The organism is Thermosulfuriphilus sp. (assembly GCF_054026695.1).
The window spans coordinates 1-14,147 of record NZ_JBPMLP010000052.1 but is presented as its reverse complement, the minus strand read 5'-3'; the positions used below and the strand labels follow the sequence as shown (position 1 = coordinate 14,147).

Here is a 14,147-nt window from a genome sequence, read left to right as displayed (position 1 = left end):
TGAAGAATTAAAGAAAGAGCTTGAAGGACGCCTTAAGGCCGAAAAGAAGCCCCCGGAGAAAGCTCCCAACCGGGCCCCATCTCCTCCAGACAAGAGACCCTCAACTCCGGCTAGCCAGGCCAAATCCGGAGAGAGCAAAGCCAAGCAAGCCATTAAGGTCCCCCAGGAGCGGCTTGATAAGCTCATGAACCTGATCGGAGAGCTGGTGGTGATGAAGAACAACTTTGCCAGCTTGGCCCGTGAGGTCTCCGTAGACTACGACATCCCGGCCCTGGCTCAAAAGATCAAGGAGTTTGGCGAGGGAGTCAGCCGCATTGTTGATGAGCTCCAGGCCACTATTATGTCTGTCCGGATGGTGCCCGTAGGGCAGATATTCTCCCGGTTTCCAAGGATGGTTCGCGATCTGTCCCGAAAATTGAGCAAGAAGATCCGTCTGGAGATAAGCGGCGAGGAGACAGAACTCGATAAAACTATCATTGAGGCCCTTGGAGATCCGATGGTCCACCTCATCCGAAACGCCGCCGACCATGGCCTGGAGACCCCAGAGGAGAGAAAGAAGGTCGGCAAACCAGAGGAAGGGACCATCTGGCTTAAGGCTTACAACAAAGGCCAGAGCGTAATCATCGAGATCGAAGACGATGGCCGAGGCATTGACCCCAACAGGATCCGGGCCAAGGCCTTGGAAAAGGGCCTTATTTCCCCTGAGGATATCGAGCGACTAAACGACAAGCAGATCATAAATCTTATCTTTCAGCCTGGTTTCTCCACGGCAGATAAGGTTAGTGAAGTCTCTGGCCGAGGGGTGGGAATGGATGTGGTGCGGACAGCCATAGAGAAAATCGGCGGCTCCGTGGAGCTCGAAAGCCACCTTGGCCAAGGGACCAAGGTTATACTCAAGCTGCCTCTGACCTTGGCCATAAGCAAGGGACTCGAGGTGGAAAGCGCCGGAGAGCGTTACTATATTCCCATTGATTACGTAGTTGAGACTGTTAAGGCCCCCCGAGAGGCCATCCACTGGCACCGCGGCCAGGCCTTGGTCCTCATCAGGGGTTATCTCCTACCCCTGTTTGACCTCGGCGAGCTCCTCGGGGCCCCAAAGGCGGTTTTCCCGGAGGAAGACAATGGTGAAATTCCTCTAGTAGTCCTCAATCTGGGGGCCAAGAGGCTGGCCCTCAAGGTGGATCGCTTTTATAACGAGAGCGAATTTGTTCTCAAACCTCTGGCCGGTCTTCTCGAGGGCCTGCCAGGATTCTCAGGGGCTACGGTCACCGGAGAGGGAAGGATCCTCTTGGTGCTCGATCCTCCAAAACTTCTTAATTAAATTTTTTTAAACAGACGTGTATAAACAAAAAGAATCAAAATTCCTGAATCCAGGGTAGATAAATGACCGAGGCCGAAGCAAAGATAGCCGATATCATTGCCCATTATCTCCCCGAACCGGTCCTGGTCCTCAATGAGGATCGGAATCTCGTCTTTGCCAATGCCCGGGCCCGAGAGCTCTTCTCCGAAGAGCTTGAAGAGGTCATCCCTGCCCTCCCAGTCTTTGAGGAGGGACGTTATCGTCGCTTCTTCTGGCGGAAACGGGTCTTTGAGGGCCTCTGCCATCCCATAGAACACCAGACCAATAAATATCTGGTCATCCTCTTAAGAGACATCACCGCCAGCTATCATCTTCAGAGTTTTCTTTCGGACTCCGAGAATCGCTATCGATCTCTCTTTAACTCTGTCCCCGTAGGCCTCATCTTGGCCAGCCATGAGGGGGAGATAAAAGATGTAAACGAAACAGCGGTCAAGATCCTAGGCTACCGCAGTCCCTGGGAGGTTAAAAGCCTGAACATCCTCCAGCTTATTGCCGATCCGGAGTTATTGACCGGATTCAAGCAGAAGATCTCCCTTGAGGGACGCTTTCGGTTATTTAAGGCCGATGGAACCACCCTATGGACGTATCTAAAATTTGTCCGCCCCCTTGAAGGAGGGCTCTTTCTGCTAGCCTTTATGGATATCAGTGAGCTGGTCAAAGCTGAAGAACGACTCCAGGTGGCCCAACGTCTGGAGACCTTGGGGCGTCTAGCCGCCGGAGTAGCCCATGATTTCAACAACGTCTTGACCATTTTTGCCTCAGGGCTCGAATTCTTAAAGCTCCGTTATTTTCAGGCCAAGGAAGAATGCCAACCCCCTTCAAGCTCCCTTCTGGAGATGGCCGGTATCCTGGAAAAGATGGATCAGGGCCTTGACCGGGCCCGAAGCCTTACGGACAGGATCCTCTTTTTTGCCCGTGGAGGCCCCCAAAAAAAGGAGTTACTAGATGTGGGCCGGTTTATCTCTGGCTTTAAGGAGATAAGCCGGGCCCTTTTAGGGCCGGGCATCTCTCTGGAGATTCATCTTCCAGAGGAGACTCTTTACGTGCTGGCAGACGTAAGCTCTCTTGAACACGTCCTCTACAACCTCCTGACCAACGCCCGAGATGCCATGGAAGGCCGGGGCCATGTCCTCCTTCAGGCCTACCGGGAGTATCTGGCCACTGCCAAAAAGCTCCCCTGGGGAGAGGTGTCCACGGGGGCCTATGTGATCATTGAGGTTACCGACAATGGTTGCGGTATTCCTCCTGAAGATCTCCCCCGGATCTTTGAACCTTTTTTCACCACCAAGGAGCCTGGCAAGGGCACAGGCCTGGGGCTGGCCACAGTGTTTCAGATCATCCAGGCCTTCGGCGGGCAGATAGAGGTCGAAAGTATCCCCGGGAGGGGAACAACATTTAAGATCTATCTTCCTGAAGCCAGCCAACAACCCCGCTCCAAAGAAGAACCACCAGCCATCATCCCCCGGCCTCGGGCCCAAAAGGTTCTGCTTATCGACGATGAAGAAGAACTCCTTGAACTCATGGCCCAGTCTCTGAGGGATCTTGGGCTTGAGGTCGTGGTGAGCAGCAGTTGTGAAGACTTGAGGCCTTTGGCCAAAGATCTAAAAGACCCCGAGATAGTAGTCATGGATTATTACATGCCTGGAATCTCGGGAAAGGAGTGTTTGGAGAAAGTCAAAAAGTTTTTTCCTAAGGCCCGAATAATCATCTCCAGCGGCTATCTCTCTGAAGAACTCAAGCAAGAGGCCAAGGAATTAGGGGCCTATGGTTTTCTTAGAAAGCCCTACCGACTTCATGAACTCCTCCAGTTTATGAGGCCCGGGGAGCTTTAAGTGCTACAAGACTTCTGGACCTGGCCTGATTGACGGAACCCGAGAGGCCCCTTATCGTAAAGATGATTTTTGGTATTTGATGGTATTTCATATTCCACAAAGACTTCAGGATTCCTTGTTCTTTTTCCGATCAGGATTGAAAAATCTTCTAAAAAACACCAAAGGAGGATGGTTATGGCTATAAGGGTTGGGATCAACGGTTTTGGCCGCATTGGTCGGTGTATCTATCGGGCCCATTTAAAATATCCGGAGTTCAAAGACATCGAGATCGTCGCTATAAATGACCTTACCGACAATCGCACCCTAGCCCACCTTTTAAAATATGACTCCGTCATGGGGACCCTTCCCCAGGAGATTCAGGCCACCGAGGGCGGGCTCCTCATTGACGGGGAGGAAATTCGGATCTTCAACTTTACCGAACCGGCCCGGATTCCCTGGTCAGAGGTAGGAGTAGACTACGTTATTGAGGCAACAGGACGGTTTACTGACGGCAACCTAGCCCGAGGCCACCTTGATGCTGGAGCCAAAAAAGTGGTCATCACCGCCCCAGCCAAAAACGAAGACATAACCATTGTCATGGGGGTCAACGAAGACGATTATAACCCCCTTGAGCACCATATTGTCTCCAACGCCTCCTGCACCACCAACTGTCTGGCACCGGTGGCCAAGGTTCTCCTTGATCGCTTTGGCATCAGGCGCGGTCTGGTAACCACAGTCCACGCCTACACTAATGATCAGCGTATCCTTGACTTCCCTCACAAAGACCTCCGCCGGGCCCGAGCTGCGGCGGTAAACATGATCCCCACCAAGACCGGAGCGGCAGCAGCAGTGGGCAAGGTCATCCCTGAGCTTCAGGGCAAGTTTGACGGCTTGGCCGTTCGGGTGCCCACCCCAGATGTCTCCCTAATCGATTTGGTCTGTGAGGTAGAGAAGGAGACCACCGTCCCCGAGGTAAATGAGGCCTTAAGGGCCGCCCAGAACCGTTTCCTGGGCTACACCGAAGAGCCCTTGGTCTCCACAGACTTCCTTGGAGACCAGCATTCGGCCGTTGTCGATGGTCTCTGCACCAGGGTTATTGAGGGCTATATGGTCAAGGTGATGGCTTGGTATGATAATGAATGGGGTTATTCAAACCGGGTCCTTGACCTTATTAAGTTTATGGAGAGCAAAAGGGCCGTCTAGATGAAGAATCCTCCCGAAAGCTGCCCTCCAGGGCGTGAGATTCCCCTGGAATCTGACGCCCTGAGGGTCAATCTTCAGGAAACAGCCGTAGAGTCAGTCTGCATTCAGCCTCGCTTTGAGGTCTTAAGGGAAGTAGTCGCCGACTACCAGGGGCTTCGCAAACAGGTAGATCATCTCCTTTTTGAGCTTCACCATCCCTACCGCAACTGGCGCATCATCTTGCCGGAACTACGCTCCTTTGCCCTGAAAAACTTCAAGATCTATGGCCTTCATCCTCGAGGGGCTGAGGCCTCGGCAGCCATTGCCGATGTCTTCATTGACCTCATCTTAGAGGCCAAGGAAGAGGATATCAAGGCCCAGGCTGTAGATGCCCTCTGGGCCTATCTGGAGAAGATCGTTGAGGTCCTTCCGGAAGGACGTCTTCACGACTACTTACCCTTTCTCAACTATATCTTCGGCCGTCTGAATGCCATTCCGGATGAGACTTTTATCTCCCTTATCCAAAGCTACCATTCACTCAAGCGCCTGGGCCGGGGATTGCTTAAGAAGCTTCCGGCTGAGGCTGGGCTTGAGAACTTGGCCCGGCTAATCTACCGAGGGCTGGTGCTCACTTATGAATTCTGGCTCAAAGGACCGGATCCTCTGGCTTGGTTTGCTGCCCAGTGCCGAGGGACTTGCCCCCGGGAGGATGCCAGCCGAATATTTGCCCCCATTGCCCACGAGACCTTGAGACGTCATCTGGCTGTCCTAGAAGCCTTCCCTTACGCCTTGAGCTCCCGGGCCGCTCTTGAAAGGCTTCTAGAGTTTCCAGACTTTATCGATATCATCCGCAACTATAAGGAAGTGGCCCATTACCTGGAAGAGCTCACCCAGGGGCTTGAGGCCGATGACCCTCTACGCAACTGCCACATCTTGTTTCTCTTCCACGTCTTGGAGATAAAGGGGTTGGCCTCTATCCATGAAGAGACCCTCCGGGAGGTCAACCGAATCCTTGTCTCCATGGTCCGCAGGGAGCCGCCGGCCCGGCTGGAGGAATTTATCGTTCGATCCTTCGGGCTTTTGCGAGAAAACGTCGGTGAGTATCCCCATACTGCCCTAGAATGCCTCCGGGCTCTGGGTCATGAGATATTTGATCGAGCCAGTCCCCATCTGGTGGAGCTTTTTCTGGAACAGGTGGTAAAATTTGGCTTTCAGCCCCCTAAGATCCAAGGGGTGGATATAGAATGGCATGTCATCTGCAATCCGGCTCACCTACTCAATATTCGTATCTGGCTGGATCTTATCTGCCGCAATCCCAAGTGGTGCACCACTCTGCTGTCAGCCCTGATCATAAATCTCAAGCTTGCCGGAACCTGCATCCGGGATACCGACCTCTTCCAAAAGGATATCACCAAACTTCTCAACAGCGAGATCGGGCCGGTCTATAATCTGGTCAAACAGTTCTGCCGGATTCTGCCAGTCTATTTTAATGAGATTGGAGCCGAAGGCCTCCTGCGCGATGTCTCCACCGAGCTTGATGAACTCACCCGTCGCCGGGACATACTCGTCCACTTTCTCCGGAAGCAAAGCCACGTAGAGTCCTCCAACCTTATTGTTGATTTTATCGAAGAAATCATCTATTTCTGGCTCACCAAAGACAAAAAAGGGCTCTCCCGCTATGTTCCTTCGGAGGTCTTCGAGGAGATAAGCTCTTCCGGCCCCTTCATCGATGAAGTCCATCAGCTCACCCAACGCCTCTTTAAGGCCTTCTCGCTAAGGGTCCCCCAGGACCTTCTTCGGCTTCCCGAAGAAGACCTAGAGACCTTTGTCTCCAGCCAGGATGATATCTCTGAGCGGGAGAGAAAGCGCCTAGCCTTGCTTATCAAGATGTACCGGCTGGAAAATCTCAAGTACAAGCTGGGAGTAGAGGAAATTTTTTATCATCTGGAGCAGGCCAAGCGCTGGGGTTTTGAAAGACTAGACGAGCTGATCACCGTGCTCAGAGAAGACCGAGATCCAGCTACCTGTCTGGAGGCTATTCTCGATTACCTTGCCTATCTTAAGGAAATCATCCTTTCGCCGGAAAAATTCGAGGCCCGGGAAGATATCTATCACAAACGCCATATCGCCGCCGACATCCCCTCAATGTATGGCCGCTATCACGAACGCAAATTCGACGCCCTGGGGCTTAGTTTTCGTCTAGAAAACCTAGCCAACATCTACTTCGAGCGTCTGATCGAAACCATTGACATCCCCTTCGTCACCCGGGCAACTTTCTACAAGATCCTCAAATGCCTCCGTTTCTTCCAGAGGGCCTTAGAGCTCGAGGGGATAAACTCTAAGAAATTCAACACCTATATTACCCTGTTGGAGAAGTCTCTGGAGATAAGACGCTTTACCTTCACCCAATATGTTGACATCGTCCGGGGGCTCTCTGAAGGCGTCAAGGACATCATCAAGGTTTATTACGTGAGTCCCCACCGGGAGAATCTGGGGATCATCATTCGTCAGTTGGGCCGCGAGAATCTGCTTCCCAAATATCTCTTAGGGGCTGACAAACTCTGCGACCGGGAACTCTTCCACCGGATCTCAGAGAGTTTCTTAAGAGATCAGATTGCCTCGGCTTTTGGTCTCCAGTACTTAGACAATTTTGTCAGCCGTATCTATCATACTATTCTGGAACAAAGAGAAGGCCTCTCCCCAGAGGACCTCGATCTCCTCTTGAGTTATGATCCGGGCCGGGTCATCTGTTTCATCCACCAGCCCAACCCTCTTACCGAAGATCTCATCCACCTGGGAAACAAGGGCTACAACCTCTACCTCCTGGCCCGGGAAGGAATCAGGGTTCCTAGAGGTTTTATTATCACTACTGAGGTCTTCCGTTGCTACAGAATCATTCAGCTTTCGGTCAAGGCCCACGAAGATTTTATCGCCCAGATCAAAGAGGGCATCTATCGCCTAGAGAAAGAAACCGGTCGGATCTTTGGCTCCCCAGAAAATCCCCTTCTTCTTTCCGTCCGCTCTGGTGCCGCCATCTCCATGCCAGGCATGATGGCCACCCTACTCAACGTGGGAAGCAATCCCAATATTATTGAAGGTCTGGCCCAAAAAACTGGCCAGGTCTGGTATGCCTGGGATACCTATCGCCGTTTCGTCCAGAGCTGGGGAATGGCTTTTGGAATGGAACGGGAGATCTTCAACTCCCTTATGCGGAGCCACAAGGAACACTATAGAGTGGCCAAGAAGCGGGAGTTCACCGGGGAGCAGATGCGGGAGTTGGCCCTCCTTTATCGCCAAACCGTTCTTGACTACGGCCTAGAGATCGCCGATGATCCTTGGGAACAGCTCCTGGTGGCCATTCGCTTAGTCCTGGGCTCCTGGGACTCTCCCAAGGCCCGGGCCTATCGACAGATAATGGGTATCTCTGATAATTGGGGAACGGCGGTCATCGTCCAATGTATGACCTTTGGTAATCTCTCCCGTCAGTCAGGAACTGGGGTTCTCTTTACGGCCCCTCCATTTGGCAAACTTTCTCGGGTCGTCCTCTGGGGGGACTATACCCCGGGAAACCAGGGAGAAGACATCGTCTCGGGCCTGGTAACTACCTACCCCATCTCCATAGAGCAGAAAAAGCGAGAGGGTCGCGAAGATGAGCTTGCCCTAGAGGAGGCCTTCCCTGAGATATACCGCGCCCTTTACCGGATCGCCCAAGAACTGGTCTATCGCAAAAAATGGAGCCCTCAGGAGATTGAATTCACCTTTGAAGGCCCTGAGGCCGACAAACTCTTTATCCTCCAGAGCCGAGACATGGTCACCAAAGAGGACCGGGAGCGGGTCCCGGTCTTTGTTCCTTCAGAGAGGCTGGAAGCCAGTTTCATGGCCCGAGGCATTGGGGTAAACGGCGGAGCCCTCTCAGGGCTTGCAGTCTTTAGCCTTGAAGATATCAAGGAACTCCGTTTTCGCGAGCCCGAAACTCCCCTCATCCTTATCCGTTCAGACACTGTACCTGACGACATCCAGGAAATTTCTCTGACCGACGGTCTCCTTACAGCCAAAGGCGGTCAAACCTCTCACGCGGCCATTGTGGCCGCTAGATTGGGCAAGACCTGTGTTGTCGGCTGTCAGCCCATGGTCGTCGTGGAGCAAAAAGGCTATTGTCGCTTCAACGGCCATATCGTAAAGAAAGGAGACTGGATCAGTATTGACGGAGTGCGGGGCCGAGTCTATCTCGGCCGGCATCCGATCCAGGAAGAGGTCAAGTTCGCTCTGCAATAGGAAAATGCAAGGAGGAGGCAGAAAGATGACGGAGGCCAAAAGTCCACTCAAGTTGGGAATCAACGGGCTGGGAAGAATCGGCAAGCTCTCTGTCTGGCACCATGTAGCCCGGAAGCATTTTTCAGAAATCGTGGTCAATATCGGTCGAGAGGTCGGAAGAAGCCTCGAGGACATCGCCCACTATATCGAAAAAGACAGCACCTACGGCCGACTTAACGTCTACCTTTATGGCCACAATTCCAGCCGGGTCATTGAAAACCTGAACGAAGCCGAAGGCACCATGACCATCGATGGGGTACCGGTGAGGATTCTTCGGGAAAGCCGCAATCCCGCAGGTATTAACTGGCGCAAGTACGGAGTTCGGCTGGTAGTTGACTCCACTGGCCGTTTTACGGATCCTACCAAACCGGCCAACGAACCGGGAGGGGCTCTGAGAGGACACCTTGAGGCCGGTGCGGAAAAGGCTATTCTCTCGGCCCCGTTTAAGATCAAAGATAAAGAAAAGACCATCCCTGAAGATGCAGTCACCACGGTGATGGGCATAAACGAAGACGACTACAACCCAGCTAAGCACCATCTCATCTCGGCGGCCAGCTGCACAACTACCTGCCTAGCTTACATGATCAAGCCCCTTATTGATCATTTTGGAGCCGACAGGATCCTTACGGCCTCAATGGTCACCGTCCATGCAGCCACAGGCAGCCAGATGGTTCTCGATCGACTCCCGGCCCCAGGGGCCAAGGACCTGCGTAAGAATCGAAGCATCTTCAACAACATCATCCTTACCACTACAGGGGCCGCTAAGGCCTTAGGACTGGTCATCCCGGAGATGAAGCGTATCGGCTTCATTGCCGAAAGTGTCCGCATTCCGACTTCCACTGGCTCCCTGATAATCCTTACAGTCAACATCCATGATGAAAGTGTAGAGAACCGGGTCACCCGGGAGGTGGTCAACGAAATCTACGCCCGAGCAGCTGCCGGCCCGATGAAAGAATACTTGGTCTATACCGAGGAGCAGAATGTCTCTGCCGATATTATTGGTTATCCTCGAGCGGCGGCCATTATTGAAGCCTCTGAGACGCACACCCGAACAGCGACCATCAGGGTCGATGTCTCTAAGGCCTGTGGGGAGGTCTCCGAAGAGACCCTCAAGGCCTTGGAATGCCCTCTGGTGGAGGTGCCGGTTACCCAGGTAGTCATCTACGGTTGGTACGATAATGAGCTTGGAAGCTATACCAATATGCTTGGCGACCTCACCGTCCACATCGCCGGGAAGATGAGTTAGCAGGAGGCTTTCATGAAGTACATCAATGAGTTGCCCATCAAGGGCAGGCGGCTTCTCATAAGGGTAGATTTCAATGTACCCCTGGATGAGGAAGGCAATATTACCGATGACACCAGAATCCGGGCAGTGCTTCCAACGATAAACTATGCCCTGGACGAAGGAGCAGCCCTTATCCTCTGCTCCCATATGGGGCGGCCTAAGGGCAAAAGGGATGATCGTTTCAGCCTTAAGCCGGTGGCCAAACGCCTCTCCAGGCTTCTGGCCAAAGAGGTCATTATGGCTCCGGATTGCGTCGGAGACGAGGTAAGGCGGCTCTGTGAGGGCCTTTCTCCGGGAGAGATTGTCCTTCTCGAAAATCTCCGATTCCACGAGGGGGAGACCAAGAACTCCCCTGAATTTGCCCGTCAGCTGGCTGATCTGGCCCAGGGATACATAAATGATGCCTTTGCCGTCGCCCATCGGGCCCACGCCTCCGTCGTCGGTGTCCCAGAGTTTGTCGATCTCTGTGGGGCCGGCTTCTTGATGAAGCGAGAGCTTTCCTACTTTCACCGAGCCCTTGAAGAACCAGCCCGACCGCTGGTGGCTATTGTCGGCGGGGCTAAGGTTTCAAGCAAGCTCGGGGCTCTGGAAAACCTCCTTAAAAAAGTAGATAAGCTCCTCATCGGAGGGGCTATGGCCAACACCTTTGTCAAAAGCCAGGGCTTTGAGGTTGGCCGTTCCAAAATAGAAGATGATCTCCTGGAAACAGCCTCCCGGCTCATCAAACAGGCCAAAGAGCGGGGGGTTAAATTCTATCTGCCTGTAGATTGTGTAATCGCTGATAAGTTCGACGCCCGGGCAGAGATCAAGATTGTCCCTATCCAGGAGGTCCCTCCGGAATGGTACATTATGGACATTGGCCCAGCCACGGTGAGGCTTTTTACTGAGGCCCTCCATAATGCCCGGACCATTGTCTGGAATGGACCAATGGGGGTCTTCGAGATGGACGCCTTCTCCCGGGGAACTATGGCTATGGTTAGGGCCGTGGCCTCATCTTACGCCCTGACCATCGTCGGCGGAGGAGATACTGATGTTGCCGTCCATCGGGCCGGTGAATCAGACAATATCTCCTATATATCCACTGGAGGCGGGGCCTTCTTGGCCTTGCTTGAAGGCAAGACTCTTCCAGGAGTGGCAGCCCTGGAGAAGTGTGACCCAGATAGAAGGAGGCACCAATGACCAGGATCCCCCTTATTGCCGGAAACTGGAAGATGTACAAGACCATTGCCGAGGCCCAGGAGCTGGCTCAGGGCCTGGTTGAGGCCTGTCAGGGGCTTGAAGACTGCGAGATTCTTGTCTGCCCCCCTTTTACGGCCTTAAAATCCGTAGCCGAAATAATCTCCTCAAGTCCTATTAAACTGGGGGCTCAGAACTGTTATTTTGAAGACCAAGGGGCCTTCACCGGAGAGATATCGCCCCTGATGCTTAAAGACGTTGGCTGTAGCTACGTCATTCTGGGGCATTCTGAAAGGCGCCATATCTTTAAAGAGACCGATGAGCTGATTAACCGGAAGGTCAAGGCGGCTATAAAGCATAGATTGGCTCCCATCCTCTGCCTGGGCGAAAGGCTGGAAGAACGGAAGGCCGGAGAAACCTTTAAGGTAGTAGAAGGGCAGCTCCGGGCAGGGCTAGACGGTTTAGGTCCAGGGGACCTTGGGGATCTGGTCATTGCCTATGAACCGGTTTGGGCTATCGGCACCGGACAGACGGCTACTCCGGAGCAGGCCCAAGAGGTTCACGTCTTCATCAGAGAGATCCTTAGAGCATCCTGGGGCGAGGCCCTTGCCAAGGACCTGAGAATATTGTATGGAGGCAGCGTTAAGCCAGATAATATTGATTCTCTGATGGCTCAGCCGGATATCGATGGCGTCTTGGTAGGCGGAGCCTCACTTAAGGCCGAAAGCTTTATCCGAATAATAAAGTATCAAGGTTAACGGAGCATCAAAGTATGCATACCCTTTTAATAGTCATTCATGTTATTGTCTGCCTCTTTTTGATTGCAGTGGTCCTTATGCAGGCAGGTAAAGGGGCAGAAATTGGGGCTGTTTTTGGTTCAAGCCAGGCCATCTTTGGCGGGGCCGGGCCGGCTACTTTCTTAAACAAGGTAACCACGGTCCTGGTAATCCTTTTCTTTATCACCTCCCTCTCCCTGACCTACCTTGCGGCCAAGGGAGGTAAGGGATCCGTGGTCGAAAAATTTACCCCCCCGGCCCAAACGGAATCACATCAGGAGCCCCCAGTTCCCCCTGGTGGCTCACAACCGGCCCCTGAGAGTAGCAAATAAAGAGCACACCTTGAAATAGGAACTAAATGCGATTAATATTTCTTTTGCTCCCGGTTGCCGAGGTGGTGGAATTGGGAGACACGCTGTCTTGAGGGGGCAGTGGGCGTGAGCCCGTGCGGGTTCGAATCCCGCCCTCGGCACCAAAATCTGTGGTACGCGGGGTGGAGCAGTCCGGTAGCTCGTCGGGCTCATAACCCGAAGGTCGGAGGTTCAAATCCTCCCCCCGCTACCACTTTTGTCTCTCCTATTTAAGGCCCAACGAGCCTTCCCTCCAGATAAATTTTAGGTTCGCTAGAGTAGCGATTTTTTTAGATTTTAAACCCGGTAACCCTGTTTCTCCCGGTCATCTTGGATTTATAAAGGGCTCTGTCTGCCAGATCAATAAGGTCATTTTTGTCAATTCCTTTTTGGCCGTCATAAGAGACAACTCCGATGCTAATTGTCACCAAGACTTGCTTACCGTTAAGCAAGATAGGGCTTTGCTGTACTTTTCTTCTTAGCCTTTCAGCAAGGCTTAGTGCTCCTGTAAGGGGGGTTTCCGGAAGGATAATGGCAAACTCTTCTCCACCATATCTAGCAACAAGATCACAAGATCTTACGGATTTAGTAAAGATTTGGGCCAAAGTTTTCAAAACTATATCTCCATAAACATGGCCGAACGAATCATTAATCTTCTTAAAATAGTCAACGTCTAGCATCAGTAGGGAAAGGGGACGCCGATAACGCTGGGCTCTAATTATTTCCTTCTCTAACGTCTCCTGAAAATATCTGTGATTGTAGAGACCGGTAAGACCATCTTTGTAGGCAAGTTCCCGCAATCTTTTATTGGCCTCTAACAGTTCTTTGGCCAGTTTTTCTGCCCTTTCTTTGGCCTGTTTATGGGCAACAAGAAGTTGAGCATAAGAAATATTGAGTTTGGCTAACTCATCATTAGCTTCCTGCAGTATCTGTGAATAGGGCCTGAGTCCATCTGGATTAAGATCAAAAAGAGCTAATATATCGACGGCTTCTTGACCAATTTTGTCTAGAAAATCCTCAGCCTCATGCTCGTTCATACCTAGCATATTCTTAAAAACTCTATTCATCGTCTGGAGTTTATCCAGACTCCGGGAACCAAAGTAGATGGAAGAACAAAGATCGGCCATACAAAGGATTCGAGAAGGATCAAGGTTGTGGTTACAGGAGGAAAGATCATGGTGATGGTGGGCTATCGGCGAATAGATACTCTCTGGCAATCCCCAGTCTTCCAAAAGCTCCCGACCGACTTCCTGATGGTCAAAACCGAAGACCAGCCTTTCGGCCTCGATTACAGAGAGCCCTTTGGCCCGCTTCTCATCAAAGACTCTCTGGTAATCTAAGGGCCGACAGAGATACATGACCAAGACACCAAGATCCATCAAAAGACCAGCCACAAAGAAGGGTTCGGTCCGGAGAGACCTTATCCTGGCTATCTCAGAGGCTGCTGTTGCCGAAAGGACCGCCCGCCTCCAGAAGAGATCAAAGTCAAAGCCATTCTGTCTCTCCCCCTTGAGACCCTTTACGATAACAAAGGAAAGGGCAATATTCTTCAGGGCCTCAAGTCCGATGAAGTTTACGGCCTGAGTGAGATCGTCTATCCTGTTAGGCCGGCCGTAAAAGGAGGAGTTGGCGAAACGCAGGATCTTGGCCGTAAGGGCCGGATCAGAAGAGATAATTTCGGCAATCCGGACCAAGGAGGTCTCCTCTCCCCTTAGAGTCTCCAGAATCTTAACAGCAATCGCCGGGGGAGAGGGAATTCTTATCCGGGCCCCTTGGGCTAAGCATTCCAAAACACCCATACCAATGCCTCCAGATCAAAACTTATCAAAACTAGCTAAAAATTATAAACTAATACTCTACCAACTTCTCGTTATTTCGGTAATAACAGGACTC

General features: G+C 52.2%; 9 protein-coding genes and 2 tRNA genes. 10 read left to right on the top strand and 1 reads right to left on the bottom strand.

Features of this window, described 5'->3' with window-relative positions; all coding sequences use genetic code 11:
* The 10 genes from ACXJJX_RS09240 to ACXJJX_RS09195 form a co-directional block, all read left to right on the top strand.
* The coding region (locus ACXJJX_RS09240; RefSeq protein WP_456434306.1) for a chemotaxis protein CheA at positions 1–1,321 on the top strand (1,321 nt) is incomplete at its 5' end.
* A gap of 62 nt (positions 1,322–1,383) precedes the next feature.
* Positions 1,384–3,192 (top strand): ATP-binding protein, encoded by a 1,809-nt coding sequence (locus ACXJJX_RS09235; RefSeq protein WP_456434305.1) that lies wholly within the window; start codon positions 1,384–1,386, stop codon positions 3,190–3,192.
* A 174-nt stretch (positions 3,193–3,366) separates the two neighbouring features.
* Positions 3,367–4,374, top strand: coding sequence for a type I glyceraldehyde-3-phosphate dehydrogenase (gap, locus tag ACXJJX_RS09230; protein ID WP_456434304.1), 1,008 nt, complete (start codon positions 3,367–3,369; stop codon positions 4,372–4,374).
* Positions 4,375–8,628 carry a PEP/pyruvate-binding domain-containing protein gene (locus ACXJJX_RS09225; protein WP_456434303.1) on the top strand — a complete coding sequence of 1,418 codons (4,254 nt, stop codon included), beginning with the start codon at positions 4,375–4,377 and terminating at the stop codon, positions 8,626–8,628. It abuts the gene before it with no gap.
* Between the two features lie 25 nt (positions 8,629–8,653).
* Entirely contained in the window at positions 8,654–9,913 is a 1,260-nt protein-coding gene (locus ACXJJX_RS09220) for a type I glyceraldehyde-3-phosphate dehydrogenase (RefSeq protein WP_456434302.1), read from the top strand.
* 12 nt (positions 9,914–9,925) lie between these two features.
* Positions 9,926–11,131: a phosphoglycerate kinase gene (locus ACXJJX_RS09215; RefSeq protein ID WP_456434301.1), complete on the top strand. Its 1,206-nt coding sequence runs from the start codon at positions 9,926–9,928 to the stop codon at positions 11,129–11,131.
* The gene (gene tpiA / locus ACXJJX_RS09210) at positions 11,128–11,886 is read left to right on the top strand and encodes a triose-phosphate isomerase (RefSeq protein WP_456434300.1); all 759 of its coding nucleotides are present in this window, start codon (positions 11,128–11,130) and stop codon (positions 11,884–11,886) included. The genes ACXJJX_RS09215 and tpiA overlap by 4 nt, the downstream gene beginning before the upstream one ends.
* A gap of 14 nt (positions 11,887–11,900) precedes the next feature.
* The gene (gene secG / locus ACXJJX_RS09205) at positions 11,901–12,236 is read left to right on the top strand and encodes a preprotein translocase subunit SecG (protein WP_456434299.1); all 336 of its coding nucleotides are present in this window, start codon (positions 11,901–11,903) and stop codon (positions 12,234–12,236) included.
* A gap of 56 nt (positions 12,237–12,292) precedes the next feature.
* Positions 12,293–12,379 (top strand) — tRNA-Leu (locus ACXJJX_RS09200).
* 12 nt (positions 12,380–12,391) lie between these two features.
* Positions 12,392–12,468: transfer RNA gene (locus tag ACXJJX_RS09195), tRNA-Met, on the top strand.
* A 76-nt stretch (positions 12,469–12,544) separates the two neighbouring features.
* Here the strand turns inward: ACXJJX_RS09195 and ACXJJX_RS09190 are convergent.
* Entirely contained in the window at positions 12,545–14,053 is a 1,509-nt protein-coding gene (locus ACXJJX_RS09190; protein WP_456434298.1) for a sensor domain-containing diguanylate cyclase, read from the bottom strand.
* Positions 14,054–14,147: the final 94 nt, after the last annotated feature.